Below are 14,618 nucleotides of genomic sequence, written 5' to 3' on the forward strand. Positions count from 1 at the left end.
ATTCGCGGGCAACCGGGGGTTGCCCGTGCTAGGAGGTCAGGACCGCATTTCCGCTGCGGTGATTTTCTCGATGAGCGTGTCCAATTCCGCGCGGCTGGGCTGCGAGAGCGGATTGACCACGCAGAAATCTAAGAGGAAGTAGCCGGCCGGTTGCAAGGCGGTGTGGCGCTCCCAGAACTCGCTGATATCGGAGTGGTTGGTCGCCAGCGACTGGATGCTACGCCGTTCCGAGAGCAGCTCGTAGTGCAGGTCGCGCCGCTGTGCCAGCGCTTCCTCGGGGGTCTTGATGAGTAGCGCGCCGAGCAGGGCGGCCATCGCCTCGAAGCAGCGCGTTTGCAGGCGGTAGTGGTTGGTCAGCTGGGCGCGCGGCTTCCACAGCCACAGGAAGAGCATCGCCACGACCACGGAGAGTCCAATCTCCGCCATGCGCGAGCCGATGGTGTGGGCCATGTGCTCCGAAGAGTTGCCCATGAGCAAAGCGAGCGGCGTGGAGAAGATAACGCACAGCGCGTAGTTCTTCACCACCAGAATCTCTGCGCAGAACTGGCAGAAGGCCAGCGCGAGCACCAACCCCCAGCCGTGCGGGCTGAAGGACGCAATGAGCGCAAAGACGCACACTCCTAAGACGGAGCCCAGCATACGTTGCACACCGCGAATCGTTCCCGGAACCCGGTCCGGCCCCCACTGCAAGAGCAGGAGCACCGAGACCGCGCCCCAGTCCGGGCGGTTGAGCCCCAGCGCCATGCCAATGAACGCGGTGGCCAGGCCACCGAGCGCGATCTTTTCCGCCGTCACCACCGCGTGGGAATTGCCCACCGCGGCGCGGTAGAAGCGGTAGCGCATCGTCGGCTTGGTGTGCGGGATGGTGGTGCGGTCCGGGTCCACGTAGGTGGGGGAATCAGACAGCTCATCCGAGTTGCCGCCCACCTGCTTGTGGTGCGCCACGATGCGCTGCTGGGCCGCCAGGGCGCGGTGTACCAGCTCCGCCTGGGCGGGGTGGCGGATGCGGCCGCCGCGGATGACGCCGGCGTCGGCAAGCGCTTGCCAGGCGGTGGAAATAGCAGACTGCGCCTGGTGGTGGCGGGCCAAGAAATCGCTATCGGAGTTCACGAAGGCCTCGGCGGCCTTTTCCAGCGCGGCCACCGCGCGGGTCTCCGGGCCGTGCGGATCCCGGAAACGCGGCAGCATGCCCAGCACGTAGCCGGCCGCCACGCCGGCCAGGCTCCACGCGGCCACCTCCCACGGCGAGACCCCGCGCAGCATTGTGGAACCACCGGCCACCATCACGATGAAGAAGGAACCCGGTGGCGGCAGCCGCAGCGCATTCTGCACGAACGCGCCGATGGTTGCCAGAGCCACCGTAAACACCGCGGACAGCGCCAGGCCATGCACCCCGACGAGGGAGCCGGCTGTGGCCGCCAGCGTGAGCAACCCACCGGCCGTCAGGATCACGTGGCGCCGGGTGCGGTAGGGGTGTCCCTCGCCGTAGATGACGGAGAAGGCGCCGGCGGAAATGAGCAGCACCGCATCCGGGTGGCCTGTCGCTACAGCGATCCCGCCGGGGATAATGATCGCCAACGCCGCGCGCAGGGCACCGGGCCAGCGGCGCGCGGAGGTGTTAAAGGCGGTAAAGAGCTGAAGGGCGTTAGGACGTTGTGGCAGAGGGTGTTCCATATCGGGAGAACACCTTACTCGCTTCGCCGCGCTCGACCAGCCGGCCGTCCTGCAAGACCGCCACCGTGGGGCACAAGTGGCGCACGACGTCAATGTCGTGGGAGACAAAAACCAGCGTCATGTCCTTCGTCACGCGCTGCAGCAACTCGAGGACCTGGGCTCGCGAGGTGGCGTCCAGTGCCGAGACGGCCTCATCCGCCAGCAGGATCTCCGGCTTGCCCACCACGGCGCGCGCCAGCGAAATACGTTGGCGCTGCCCGCCGGAGAAGTCCCGGGGATAGCGCTCGAAGCCATCGATGCCGACCTCACGCAGCACGGCCTCGGCCTCTTCGCGCGTCCCGCCGCCCTCGGCCACGATCTTCCAGATGGGCATGCGCGGGTTGAGCGAGCCCTTGGGGTCCTGGAAGACCATGTGCACCCGCTTCTTCACCGCCACCGTCCCCGAGGTCGGCTGCGCCAGCCCCGTGAGAAGCTTGAGCAGCGTGGATTTGCCGGAGCCGGAACCGCCGACGATGCCGAGGCGCTCGCCCTCGCGGACGGTGAGGGAGACGTCGTCCAGCGCGGTCACCCCGTGGTAGGCCTTGGTCACGTTCTGCAGCTCGATGACGGGGTCGCCCAGGGTGGGCATGGGCGGCGGGGTGAGGTCGGGAGTGGTGAGCTCGCCGATGCGCACGACGCGGTCGCACACGCGCTTGACGACGTCCCGGTCATGGCTAATAAACAGCAGCGCCGTATCCTCCTTATCCGCGGCATCCACGATGGTGGAGAGGATCTCCTCCTGGGTGAAGGGATCCAGGGCGGTGGTTGGCTCATCGCAGATGAGCAGCTTGGGGTGGCGGGCCATGGCCATCTCGATGAGCGCGCGCTGGCGCTGCCCACCGGAAAGCTGGTGCGGGAAGCGGTTGAAACCGGGCACCTTCATCAGCGGGTCGAGCGCGGTCATGGGCTCTTGGAAGACCATGGCCAGCGGCAGCTTGCGCAGGTCGCGGTCGCGCATGCCCAGCAACTCCTGGCCGTTGAAGCGGATGGAGCCGGTGGCCTGCAAGTGGTCGGGCAACAGCCCCATGATGGCTAGGGCGGTGAGGGACTTGCCGCTGCCGGAATCGCCGATGAGGCCGACGCGCTCGCCGGGTGCGATGGAAAAGGAGAGGGGGCCGACGGGGCCCACGCGCAGATCAGTGACGGTCAGCATGGCTTCCTAGCAGGTTGAATCCGAGGACGGTGCCGGCGATGGCCAGCCCGGGCCACAGCGCTTGGAGGGGGTGGGTGGCCAGGAGGGGTTGGGCGTCGTGCAGCATGCGACCCCACGAGGCGGTCGGCGGGGCAGTGCCCAGGCCGAGGTAGGAGAGGCCGGCTTCGGCGAGGACGGCCAACGCAAAGTAGACGGAGGCCTGGATGGCCACGATGCCGCCGAGGTTGGGTAGGACGTGGCGCCACGCGATGAGCGCCGGCGGCACGCGCGAGATGCGGGCGGCGGCGATATAGTCCTGCGTCATGATTTGCAGCGTGCCCGAGCGCGTGACCCGGATGAAGGAGGGGATGCCGGCGATGCCGATGGCGATGGTCGCCGTGAGCGTCGACGAGCCCCACACCGCGCCGGCGACGATGGCCAGAAGGAGCGCGGGGAAGGCGAGCAGCAGGTCGGTGGCCGCCATGATGAAGCCACCACCGCGCATCCCGGCGATAATGCCCAGCGGTACCCCGATGAGGGCGGCGATGGCCACCGCCACCACGCCCACCAGCACGGTGATCTGGGCGCCGGCGAGGATGCGGGAGAAGGTATCGCGCCCGAAGCGGTCGGTGCCCATGAGGTGCTCCAGGCTGGGGCCGGCCAGGCGGTCTGGGGAGATGAGGTTCGGGTCATAGGGCGTCCACACCAGGGAGACCATAGCGAGCAGGATGGTCAGGCCCACCAGAATATAGCCGGGTTTCATCGCGCCTCCTTCAGCCGCGGATCGATGACCCGGTAGGCCAGATCCGTGAGCAGGTTGACGGTCAGCGTGAAGGTCACGAAGACCATGATGAGGGTCTGGACGGTGGTGAGGTCGCGGGTGGAGACGGCGTCGAGAAGCATTGAGCCAAGACCTGGGATGACGAAGACGTTCTCGATGACCACCGCGCCCACCACCAGGGTGCTCAGCTGCACGCCGGTGACGGTGAGCACCGGCAGGGCGGCATTGCGCAGTCCGTGACGGATCAGCGCCCCGGTGCGGGATTCACCCAGGGAGCGGGCGGTGCGGATATAGTCCTTGTCCATTTCCTCGCGGAGGGTGGCGCGCACGTAGCGGGTGAGCATCGCTCCTTGCACCAGCGCCAGCGAGATGACGGGAAGCACGAGGTGGCTCAAACCCTCGCGAGGCAGCTGCCAGCCGTTGGCCGGCAGCCATCCCAGGTGCACGGAGAACACGGCAACCAGCAAAATACCGACGAGGAAGCTCGGTACCGCGATGCCCAGCTGCGTGGCGGCATTGAGCACGGGGAGGCGAAAGCGGGCGAGCAGGATGCCCATGGGGATAGCCCCGGCCAGCGCGAGGGCGATGGCCAGCCCGATGAGCAACAGTGTGACCTGCGCGCGGTCAATCACCAGCGGGGTGATGTCCTGCTGCGAGGACAGCGAGACGCCGAAGTTGCCGGTCAACAGCCCTTTCATCCACTCCAGGTATTGCACGAGAAGCGGGCGGTCCAGGCCCATGGCGTGGGTCAGCTCCGCCACGGATTCATCGGTGGCGTTGACGCCCAAGGCCACGCGCGCCGGGTTGCCGGGCACGGCCCGCATGAGCAGGAAGATGATGATGGAGGCGGCCCACATGGTGCCGAGGAAGCGCAGTATTCTCATCGCACCCCTCGCAATTCAATGGCATCGGTGATTTGGTTCGGCTGCAGGCCAGTTAGGCCTTCGCGGTAGAGCACGATATTGGGCATATTCATCAGCGTCAGGGCAGGCATGTCCTCCATGATCTGGTCCACGGCCCCTGTCATGTCATCCTGCTCCAACAGCGTGCGGGCCTGCGGCGAATCATAGCCGAGGTAATAGTCCGGGTTGCCAAAGATGGTGGGGATATCGCGCGGCTCGACGTGCGCGACGAGCGACATCTGATAGTCCTTGGCGCCCATGACTTGGCTCAGCCACACCGCGGGGAACTCCGCGGTTTCCAGCGTGACCTCAAAGCCCATCTCTGTGAGCTGCGAGTAGAGGAACTCGGAGAGCGTTTGTGCATAGGGCAGGCTCGGCACCGTGAGAGTGAGCGGCGTGCCCACCGCGCCGGCCTCCTCCATCAGCGCGCGGGCGCGCGCAGGCTCATAGGGGTAGTAGTCCTTCCCGCTAAACCAGGGGTCAGTGGGCGGGACGGGTGCTCCGCCAGTGTCCTGCGCGCGGCCTTCCCAGAGGATCTCGTTGGCGGCCCGGCGGTCGATGCCATAGGCCACGGCGCGGCGCACGCGGGGGTCGTCGAAAGGCGCTGCCTGGTTATTCATGGACAGCAGCACCTCACCGTTCGTGGTGCCCACGGCGGTCTCGATGGAGTCATCGAGGGTGTCGAGCAGCTCGGGGTTCTGCACGCCCCATACCGCATCCACCCCGCCGGAGCGCAGCGCGTTAACCGCGGTGAGGGAATCCGGGAAGTAGCGGATGGTGATGTCTTCCTTCGCCGGGGTGCCCCAGTAGTCCGGGCGGGCGCGCAGCGCGATGTATTCGTTGGGGGAGAAGCCCGCGACGGCAAAGGGGCCGGTGCCCACCGCTTCGGTGGGGGTGCGCATCGCGCCAATAGCGGTGCCCATGGACCATAACCACCCAGCGGAGGGACGGCTTAGGGTGACGAGGAGCGTGTGATCATCGACAGCCGTGGCGGATTCCACCACGTCCATCTGGGCGCTAATGCCGTTCGTCCACTCCGTCTTCACCGCGTTGATGGACCACGCGGCGGTGTGCGCGGTGAAAGCCTCGCCGTTGGAGAAGGAAGCCTCACGCAGGTGGAAGGTGTAGCGCGTGGACTCGACCTCCCAGGACTCGGCGAGCCCGGGGACAATCTCTCCTTCCGGGGAGATGCGCACCAGGGTTTCGTAGACGTTGCTCATGAGTGCTGCCGGGATGGCGGCGCCGCCGACGGTGGTGAAATCCAGGGAGGTCGCCGGCGTCGTGGTGGCCAGCGTCAGCGCGGCGGAATCAGAATCAACCACTGCCGTGGAGCCAGCAGAACACGCGCTTAACGACGCCCCCACGACCACCCCCAGCGCACCAATCCAGGCCCTCATCATCCTTCCGACAGCTTGACCTCGAGCGGGGACGTGGTGCCGCGCACGTTCGTCATACCAAGCGTCATGCGGTCCCCGAGGTACAGGATTTCGGTGCACTCGACGGGATGCCCGGAGTGATCCGAAATGTCTAAGTGGAGGCGCCACAACGGGGTGCCGGGTTCGACGTTGAGGGAGCGCGCATCTTCCTCGCTGGCGTAGGCAAGGGAGAGCTCGCGGTTGACGCTGTCGAAGTCCACACCCTGCTTGCGCAGGTGATCGTGGATGGACTCATTGTCGGCATCGAAGCTGAGGATCTGGCTGCCCACGTCCAGTGGGAAGAACATGCGCTCGATGGCGATGGGCATGCCGTTGGCGCTGCGCACGCGGTGCACAAAGATAACGGGGGAGCCGGTTTCTACCCGCAGGAACTCGGCCTCCCTATCGGTAGCAGGGCAGCGCCCCAGCCACAACGTGGACGCGCCGGGCTCGAAGCCGCGCTCGCGCAGCCAGTGCGTCACGGAGTAAATGGAATCGAAGGACTCCGAGGTAAAACGGCCGAGGACGACGGAGCGGCGGCCACGGCCGGAGGAGATGAGCCCTTCCGAGCGCAAAGCCGCGACGGCTTGGCGCACCGGGCCGCGGGAGGAGGAGAATTGCTCGCAGAGCTCGGCCTCGCTGGGCAGGAAATCGCCAGGAGAAAGTTTCTTGCTGCGAATGAGGGTGCGCAGGTAGTCAGCGATAATGCTGTGCTGCTGAGTACCGCGAAGGGCCACAGGGATCCTCCTCTATGTAAAACGCTGTGACGGGCAACGATGCGCGTACGCCTACAATTGCCACGCGCGCGCCAGGTTACTCATGTTACCCAACGCGGCCTTGTGGCTTGTGGATTGCAGGGAAATCATGAGTTCGTCCGCCTGAGCCAACTTCTGGAAGTCGGTGAGATACTCGCGCACGTGCTCTACATTTCCGACAGCGGAGTACTGCAGCATGCTGATGATTTGCTGGCCCTGAGGGGAGTCGATGATGCGGGCGACGTCGTCGTCGCTGAGCTGCCTGCCGCGGCTGACGAAGGCCTTCACGCGGCGGAAGCAGACCTTTTCGAATTCCTCTTCTGCGTCATCCCCCGCGGTGACGTTGACGCCGGCGATGACATAGGGTTCGGGGTGGGCTTCGGAAGGCTGGTAATTCTCGCGGTAATACGCCGTGGCGGCTTCCAAGTGCTGCGGGGCGAAGTGCGAGGCGAAGGCATAAGGCAGCCCGAACTTGGCGGCCAGCGAGGCACCGAAAAGCGAGGAGCCCAGGATGTAAATCGGCACGTTCGTGCCGTGGCCGGGGATAGCCTGCACACCGGGGACGAGAGATTTGCCGGAAAGGTAGCCTTGCAACTCCTTGACGTCCTCGGGGAAACGCTCGGCGGCGTTTCTATCGCGGCGCAGGGCGCGGCCCAAGGTCTTCATATCGGTGCCGGGTGCGCGGCCCAAGCCTAAGTCGATGCGGCCGGGGTAGAGCTCGGCGAGGGTTCCGAATTGTTCAGCGATAACATAGGGCGCGTGGTTCGGCAGCATGACGCCGCCGGAGCCCAAGCGGATGCGCTCGGTCTTCGCGCCGATGTGTGCGATGAGCACCGCCGGGGAGGAGGAAGAAATGGAGGGCATGTTGTGGTGCTCGGTGTACCACATGCGCTTAAACCCCAAAGCCTCCGCGCGTTGCGCTAGTTCGACCGACCTAGCCATGGACTGAGAAGGGGTCTCCCCCTCATAAATGGTGCAGAAATCGAGGATGGATAGAGCCGCGCGAGGCGTCATGGACTACTCACTTTTCTTCGACGAGGATGTAGATACAACGTCGATGATAACGCCGATGGCAAATGCGAGGAGCGTGGGAACCACCCAGCCCAAACCAACGTCTTGGCCAGGGGAGAAATCAAGCGGCACACCGAAGGAGGTGGCGGCGGACCACAGCACGGAAACCCACAGCGCCAAGCGGAATCCCCAGTAGAAGGTGACCCACTTCTTGACCGCCGGCTGCAGAAGCGTCAGCGCGATCAACGAGATAGCCGGCGGGTACAAGAACACGATGAAGGGCACCGCGATGGCAAGCACCGTGTCCAGACCCTGGAAGGCGAAGGCGATGGACAGTGCGGTAAACAAGCAAGCCCAGAAGTGGTAGGTGGTCTTCGGTACCAGCATGGCGAAGAACTCCGAGGTAGCGGAAATCAGGCCCACGGCGGTGGTCATACACGCCAGGATGACGATGGCGGAGAAGACGGCCTGGCCGACGTTGCCCATGGTGAGATTGGAGGCGTCGGCAAGCAAGGCGGCGCCGGAATCGTAGGAGGCACCGTTCGGCATAGTTTGGCCGATCCACGCCAGGCCCAGATAAATGGCGGCGAGCAGCGCGCCGGCGATGACGGTGGAAGTGATGGTTCCGCGCAGCAGCGCCCGGTCGGTGGAGAAGCCCTTGGAACGCAGCGAGGTCACGATGACGATGGAGAAAGCCAGGCCGGCGATGGCGTCCATGGTGTTGTAGCCCTCAAAGAGACCCGTGACGAAGGGCGCGGAAGCGTACTCCTCAGTCGGGGTGCCGGGAACGCGGGGATTCGCCACGGTAGCGAGGGTGATGAGGACGGCGAGCAGGATGACCAGTGCCGGGGTCAGGAACTTTCCTAGGGTGTCGATGATGTCATTCGGGCGCCAGGCCAGGGCCAAAGCGATGAGGAAGAAGACGACGTTGAAGGCGCCGTTGGCAAAGGTGCCCTCCCAGCCAAGCAGCGGGGTAATCGCAGTCTCCATGGACACCGCGCCGGTGCGCGGCAGGGCGTAGAAGGCACCGATGGCCAGGTAGGCGATGACGGAGAAGGCCACGCCGAAGATCTTGCCGCCGTGGTTTCCGATGTCTCGCACGGATTGACCGGAAATGGCCACCGCGATCACCGCTAAGACCGGCAGTGCCACGCCGGCGGCGAGGAAGCCCAAGGTGGCCGGCCAGAAGTTGGTGCCGGAGGAGACACCGACCTCCGGCGGGAAGATGAGGTTGCCCGCTCCGAAGAACATGGAGAAGAGCATGAGGGAGGCAACGATCACGATGCCGATGGGCGAGCTCGTCTTTGAAGCGGACTGGGCGGGGGCCTGAACGTCATTTATGGACATTTTTCTAAGGATAATGCCCATGGCATGAGATGTAAATTTTAGCTAAATGCTTTCTCCAGCCGGTCGAGTGCCTCTTCCAGCAGCTCACGTGAGGTTGCGAAATTAAGACGGGCATGATGCTCGCCGCCCGTACCGAAGGTGACACCCTCGTTGAGGGCTACCTTGGCGTGCTCGCGCACCCAGGCCGCGGGCTTCGGGTCATCCGCAATGGCGGTCTCGCTAAAGTCCAACCACAGCAGGTAGGTGGCCTGCGGGTGGGAGGTCTTCAATCCCGGCACGCGCTTGGGCAGCTCCTCCACCAGCCAGTCGCGGGTCTTCTTCAGATACTCGATTTCCTCGTCGAGGAACTCGCTGCCGTGGCGGTAGGCTGCCTCTGCCGCCAGCACGCCGAGCGTGCCGGTGCCGTCCTTGGCCACGCCGGTCAGCGAGTTCCAGCGCTCGACGTCCGCGGTGTTGGAGAAGATCACCTGCGCGCACTTCAAGCCCGCGGTGTTCCACGCCTTGGACGTGGCGGTGACGGTAATAACGCGGTCGGACAAAGCGCCGAGCGGGATGTGGCGGCCTTCGTAGACCAGCGGGGCGTGGATCTCATCGGAGAGGATGCGGGCATCGTACTTCTCCGCCAGCTCCACCAGCCCTCGCAGCCAGTCCTCATCAAAGACAATGCCCAGCGGGTTATAGGGGTGGGAGAGCAGGATGGAGCCGGCGCCGGCCTGGAAGGCGCGCTCGATATCGTCGAGCTCCAGCGTGGTTTCAATCTTCTCGCGCCCGGCGGTCTCCGGCAGCTCCAGCAGCGGCGGGTAGGAGGGAACCGGCACGGCCACCGCGCCTTCGGTAAAGTACTGCACGCCGAGCAACAAGCCGCGCACCACATCCCCGATCCAGAAGACGTGTTCTGGGCGCCAGCCGTAGCGCGATTCGTAGAAATCTGCTATTGCCGCGTTGAGCTCGGAGGCCCTGGGCGCTGGGGTGTAGCCGAAGGATTCGGCGTCGACCGCCTCCTGGATGGCCTCCTTGACCGCCGGCGCGGTGAGGAAGTCTGATTCGGCGATCCACAGCGGGATGACGTCTTCGTCATAGACGGTCCACTTGCGGGTGCCGCGGGCAGAGAGTTCTTTCAGGCTAGGGAAACGCATGCGTCCCACCTTACTCGTCGGTGGCTTGGACGAATCCGTATTTTTTCAATCGCTGCCGGTCGGCGGCGGAGGCGGATTGGGTCAGGCGCAGCAGTTCAGCGTAGATTCCGCCGGACTGGGCTAGCTCCGCCGGCGAGCCGATCTCGGAGATGCGGCCGCGGTCCAGGGTGATGATGGTGTCCACGTCCGCGATGGTGGACAGGCGGTGCGCGATGATGAGCGTGGTGCGGTCCTTCATTAGCTCGTCCAGACCCGCCTGCACGGCGCGCTCGGCCTTGGTGTCCAGCGCCGAGGTGGCCTCGTCGAGGACGAGGATGGGGGCGTCTTTCAGCATGGCGCGCGCCACGGCCACGCGTTGCTTCTGCCCGCCGGAGAGCTTAAGGCCGCGCTCGCCGATGACGGTGTCGTAGCCATCGGGGAATTCTTCGATGAAGCCGTGTGCATTGGCGCGCTTGGCGACGTCCACGATCTCCTCCATCGTCGCCCCCGGCTTGCCATAAGCGATGTTTTCCCGAATGGTGCCGGAGAAGAGGTAGGACTCCTGGAAGACCACGCCGACCGAGGCGCGCAGGCGCTCCGCAGTAAGTTCCGCGGCGTCGTGGCCCAGTACCGTCAGTTTTCCCTCCGTGGGCTGGTAGAGGCCCAACAGGAGGTTGACCAAGGTGGACTTGCCGCCGCCGGACTCACCGACGAGTGCCACCTTATGGCCTTCCTGGGCGGCGAAGGTGATATCGGCGACGACCGGCTTATCCGATTCATAGGAGAAGGACACGTCCTCGAAGGCAAAGACCGGGCCTTCGGTCGGGCGCAGCGGCTCGGCCGGGGTGAGGTCGAGCTCCGGCACGTCGGAGGTTTCAGCGGCGGCGACCAGCTGCGGGTTGACCGTGGGCTCCGGGACTTCCTCCATGACCTTGAAGTAATCCTTGGAGCCGGCGATGGCGCGCTGGCTGACATCCACGATCCAGCTCATCATGAACACCGGCTGCTTAGCCATGTTTACCAGCTGCAGGAGCATGACCATGTCACCGATGGAGAAGTGTCCCTCCAAGGTGCGCCAGAAGATCAGGCCATAGATGCCTAAGAAGATCAGCGCCATGGCCGCGCCGCGAGCGGTATCCATGGAATGCCACCAGCGCGACTGCGGCTTCGTGGTATCCACCACCGTGCGGTAGCGCGAACCGAAGGAGGCCAACTCGCGGGCCTCAGCGACGAAGGACTTAGTCACCTTCACCTGGCCGATGACCTCCGCGAAGCGCCCATTGGCCACGTCGATGTTTTCGTTCTTGATGGCCTCAAACTCCTGCCAGCGCTCCGAGGTCAGCGCGGTGAGCCACATATAGATAGGGAAGAGCGCGGACAGCAGGATGGCCAGCGGCCAGTAGTACACCGCGGTGATGACCAGGACTGCGGCGGCCTGGATGAGCATGACGAAGAAGTTATTGGAGAAGGACTGCAGGAATTGCGTGATATTCGCAATCGAGCGGTCCAAGCGCGCTATGATGGTGCCGGTGACCTGGTTATCGTAGTAGCCCTGCGGCACGGAGAGCAGCTTGGCAAAGTAGCGCGTCGAAAGAATCTGGCGCAGGCGTGCGACCATGACATCGCCGATATAGCCGCCGATATTCTTCACGACGTTGCCCAGCGCATCCGCCACAAAGAGTGCCACGACCCACCACAGGATGGTGCGCAGCGGGCCGCCCGCGACGACGGTGTCGGTGGCCTCGCGGAGGATAAATGGGGTCAGCAGCGAGAGAATCGCGGTGACTGACGCGGTGATAAGGACGCCAAGATAAAACGGCCACAGGGCGGATGCGCTGCGGACGATGCGGAGAATAGAGTTCATCGCCGGCCGATGTTACGCCCTTAATAGGAATATCCAACCCGTCGACTAAGGTAGGGGAGAAACCGAAGTCGTGATGGAAAAGGATCCGCGGTGAAGAAATACCTCCCCCTAGCGTGCGCCCCGCTGTGCCTGGCTGCTCTATCAGGCTGCAGCATCCTCCAGCCGCCGGACGTGGGCCCGCAGGACAACATCGTGGTGTCTAGCTCGGAGCCGCCGACCTTTGAGGCCAAGGATGTAGATGCTCATGAGGTCACCTCCAACCTGGCGGCACCCGTCAAAGATGAGGGGCTCAACGTGGAGTTCGAGCTCCAGGGGCTGTACTCCGGCGGCGGTGGAACGGTGCTGACGGTGAAGATTCACAACCTCAACGAGGTGCCCCTGCCTGCCGACGCCCTTGCGGAACCCACCCTCGAGCGCGCCGACGGCAACGGCGGCTGGGCCACCGTGGATCCTGTCCCTTATGACCCGGAGGTCAACGTGGACCTAGCCGCGCCGGGCTTGGATCACCCGCTGGGCGCCGGTGCGTCCACCAACCTTCAGTATGTCTATAACGTTGCCCCCGGAAACTTGTGGAACGCGCGCTTTAGCATCGGCAACGTGCGCTACGTAGGAGACCTCAATCTATGACGGAACTCGTCGTTCTAGCCTCGCCGGAGGGCAAGCCCGCCGGCACCGCTGACAAGGCCGCCGTACACACCGCAGATACCCCGCTGCATTTTGCCTTTTCCGCGTGGGTGGTACGCGATGGCCAGCTGCTGCTGACCCGCCGAGCCCTGTCCAAGCTGACCTGGCCCGGCGTGTGGACCAATTCCTTCTGTGGGCACCCGGGCCCCGACGAGCCGACTGGCGACGCCGTCGTGCGCCGCGGCCGCTTCGAGCTTGGGCTGACCGGTACGCCGCGTTTGGTGCTGCCGGACTTTGCTTACCGCGCGGTGGATTCCTCCGGCGTGGTGGAAAATGAAATCTGCCCGGTCTACCTCTTCGAGACCGAAGACGATCCGACGCCCAACCCGGAGGAGGTTGACTCCTTCGCGTGGGCGCCGGTGCGCGATGTGCTCGCTGCCGTCGACGCCACACCTTTTGCCTTTAGCCCGTGGATGGTGGAGGAGCTGACCCACGAGCCGCTGCGCGCGGCCCTTCTGGCCTAGAGCAAGCTGCCGTCCTGGGCAAAGGCCGCCGAAATATAATCCAAGCTGGAATACGCCACGCGATGCTCGTCGTTATCCAGGTTGTACTCCCAGATAGCGTGCTCCGGGCGGTAGGCCTCGAATCCGGGCTCGCCTGTGCGCACAAAGTCCTGCAGCCACTGGGCCAGCGGCGTCCTGCCGAAGAGCGGACGCAGCTCCTCGCAGTGCAGGGCCGGGCCCGAGGATCGGGTAAATTCCACCATCCAGGTCTTCCCCGGAGCCTTCTCCGCCACTTCGGCCGCCCACCGGCGGATGATGGAATCGCCCACCATTCGGCCCATCGGGCGGTCCTTGTCCATGTGCTGCGCCACCTGATACCAGGGTGTGAAACCGTTGCGGGGAAAGCCGAAGCGCGGCGCCGCATAGCGCAGGATGAGGGCACGGAAAGGGGAGCGGTCGACCTTCTGCGTGGCTGGGATGTTGTAGAACTCGTCGCGGGTGCTGGCGAGGATGAGGGGGACGTCGGCAAGCTGCCCACACTCCAGCGGGGTGGGGCCCAGCGCCATATCGAGGCTGTACTTCTTGCGGAACTTGGCGTAGCCGGCGGCGAGCTCCTCCTGGCTCATCGCCGCCAGGGAGGAACGCGTGATGGGCTTTTTCATCACCTGGCGCAGAGTGGCACTGCGCTCCTCGAAGCTCTCTCGCGGGAAACCAGGGGACAGAGCTAGCGCTCGCCGAAACGCCCCTCGGTAGTGGTCGCGCCGGCACAGCCACAGTACGGCGTTGGCGCCGGCGGACTGGCCCAGGATGGTGACGTTGGTGGGATCGCCGCCGAATGCCTCGATGTTGTTCTGGATCCATTCCAAGCCCAACTGCAGGTCCTCGATGGCGCGGTAGCGGTCGGGCTCGTCATCACGAAAACGGGCAAGCCCCGGCAGCCCAACGCGATAGCCCAGTTGCACGTGGACGATGCCCGCCTGTGCGGTCGGCGTGCCCTCCGCGCGGGGATCCTCGTGGGAACCGTGCTCATAGCGGCCGCCGTGGATATAGACCAACGTCGGCGCCAGGGACGTCGCGCGGCTGCCGGGCGCGGGGGCGGTGATGGTCAGCGCGATCTTCTCCGGGTGCGGGGTGCGCGCATCCTGGTCACGTGGCGGTGCGGGTTCGGGGTTCTCAAAATCCCCGGGGATGTGGGAGTACTCGATGGAATGGAAATGGGCCACGTCCTCATCGAGGTAGCCGGTGATGGTGCCCGCGGGGCAGGTGACAGTGAAAGGTGCACGGCTCATGCACAACAGGCTACCCTGAGGGCATGGAATGGCTCGTGCAGGCGCCGGTGTGGGTGCAAATGGCGGTGCTCGCCGTCACGGCGGTGCCGGCCGCAACCGTCATGGGGTGGCTCCTGATGTGGGCAATCGACCGGGTGTATTCGTGGCTTGTGCCCGTGACTAGGATG

The 14,618-nt window shown here is 64.9% G+C and carries 13 protein-coding genes; 2 read left to right on the top strand and 11 right to left on the bottom strand.

What is annotated here, in order from left to right:
• Positions 1 to 36 precede the first annotated feature (36 nt).
• From HMPREF2635_RS07125 to HMPREF2635_RS07170, 10 genes are read right to left on the bottom strand one after another with little or no spacing between them, the layout of a single operon-like run.
• Positions 37 to 1,674, bottom strand: coding sequence for an FUSC family protein (locus HMPREF2635_RS07125; RefSeq protein WP_070513637.1), 1,638 nt, complete (start codon positions 1,672 to 1,674; stop codon positions 37 to 39).
• Positions 1,646 to 2,866, bottom strand: a complete 1,221-nt coding sequence (locus tag HMPREF2635_RS07130; RefSeq protein WP_070821486.1) for an ATP-binding cassette domain-containing protein — start codon at positions 2,864 to 2,866, stop codon at positions 1,646 to 1,648. The genes HMPREF2635_RS07125 and HMPREF2635_RS07130 overlap by 29 nt, the downstream gene beginning before the upstream one ends.
• The gene (locus HMPREF2635_RS07135) at positions 2,850 to 3,608 is read right to left on the bottom strand and encodes an ABC transporter permease (protein WP_070545483.1); all 759 of its coding nucleotides are present in this window, start codon (positions 3,606 to 3,608) and stop codon (positions 2,850 to 2,852) included. Before HMPREF2635_RS07135 ends, HMPREF2635_RS07130 begins: the two co-directional genes overlap by 17 nt.
• Positions 3,605 to 4,510, bottom strand: a complete 906-nt coding sequence (locus tag HMPREF2635_RS07140) for an ABC transporter permease (protein ID WP_070821487.1) — start codon at positions 4,508 to 4,510, stop codon at positions 3,605 to 3,607. Before HMPREF2635_RS07140 ends, HMPREF2635_RS07135 begins: the two co-directional genes overlap by 4 nt.
• Complete coding sequence (locus HMPREF2635_RS07145) at positions 4,507 to 5,925, bottom strand: ABC transporter substrate-binding protein (protein WP_070513630.1); 1,419 nt, start codon at positions 5,923 to 5,925, stop codon at positions 4,507 to 4,509. Before HMPREF2635_RS07145 ends, HMPREF2635_RS07140 begins: the two co-directional genes overlap by 4 nt.
• Positions 5,925 to 6,680 carry a GntR family transcriptional regulator gene (locus HMPREF2635_RS07150; RefSeq protein WP_070513627.1) on the bottom strand — a complete coding sequence of 252 codons (756 nt, stop codon included), beginning with the start codon at positions 6,678 to 6,680 and terminating at the stop codon, positions 5,925 to 5,927. Before HMPREF2635_RS07150 ends, HMPREF2635_RS07145 begins: the two co-directional genes overlap by 1 nt.
• Before the next feature lie 51 nt (positions 6,681 to 6,731).
• The gene (locus HMPREF2635_RS07155) at positions 6,732 to 7,712 is read right to left on the bottom strand and encodes an LLM class flavin-dependent oxidoreductase (RefSeq protein WP_070513624.1); all 981 of its coding nucleotides are present in this window, start codon (positions 7,710 to 7,712) and stop codon (positions 6,732 to 6,734) included.
• Positions 7,713 to 7,715: 3 nt separating this feature from the next.
• On the bottom strand, positions 7,716 to 9,056 hold the full coding sequence (gene brnQ / locus HMPREF2635_RS07160) for a branched-chain amino acid transport system II carrier protein (RefSeq protein WP_070513621.1): 1,341 nt from the start codon (positions 9,054 to 9,056) through the stop codon (positions 7,716 to 7,718).
• Positions 9,057 to 9,094: 38 nt separating this feature from the next.
• The gene (locus tag HMPREF2635_RS07165) at positions 9,095 to 10,192 is read right to left on the bottom strand and encodes a MalY/PatB family protein (RefSeq protein WP_070513619.1); all 1,098 of its coding nucleotides are present in this window, start codon (positions 10,190 to 10,192) and stop codon (positions 9,095 to 9,097) included.
• A gap of 10 nt (positions 10,193 to 10,202) precedes the next feature.
• On the bottom strand, positions 10,203 to 12,035 hold the full coding sequence (locus HMPREF2635_RS07170) for an ABC transporter ATP-binding protein (protein WP_070513616.1): 1,833 nt from the start codon (positions 12,033 to 12,035) through the stop codon (positions 10,203 to 10,205).
• Between the two features lie 90 nt (positions 12,036 to 12,125).
• Here HMPREF2635_RS07170 and HMPREF2635_RS07175 point away from each other — a divergent pair, with 90 nt between their 5' ends.
• Both HMPREF2635_RS07175 and idi read left to right on the top strand, forming a co-directional pair.
• The gene (locus tag HMPREF2635_RS07175) at positions 12,126 to 12,662 is read left to right on the top strand and encodes a hypothetical protein (RefSeq protein WP_046649026.1); all 537 of its coding nucleotides are present in this window, start codon (positions 12,126 to 12,128) and stop codon (positions 12,660 to 12,662) included.
• Positions 12,659 to 13,183, top strand: coding sequence for an isopentenyl-diphosphate Delta-isomerase (gene idi / locus HMPREF2635_RS07180; protein WP_070513613.1), 525 nt, complete (start codon positions 12,659 to 12,661; stop codon positions 13,181 to 13,183). Before HMPREF2635_RS07175 ends, idi begins: the two co-directional genes overlap by 4 nt.
• Here idi and HMPREF2635_RS07185 read toward each other — a convergent pair.
• The gene (locus HMPREF2635_RS07185) at positions 13,180 to 14,451 is read right to left on the bottom strand and encodes a carboxylesterase family protein (RefSeq protein ID WP_070513610.1); all 1,272 of its coding nucleotides are present in this window, start codon (positions 14,449 to 14,451) and stop codon (positions 13,180 to 13,182) included. The two genes, idi and HMPREF2635_RS07185, sit on opposite strands and share 4 nt — an antisense overlap.
• Between the last annotated feature and the right edge of the window lie 167 nt (positions 14,452 to 14,618).

Source organism: Corynebacterium sp. HMSC035E02 (genome assembly GCF_001836065.1).
Taxonomy (GTDB): domain Bacteria; phylum Actinomycetota; class Actinomycetes; order Mycobacteriales; family Mycobacteriaceae; genus Corynebacterium; species Corynebacterium hiratae.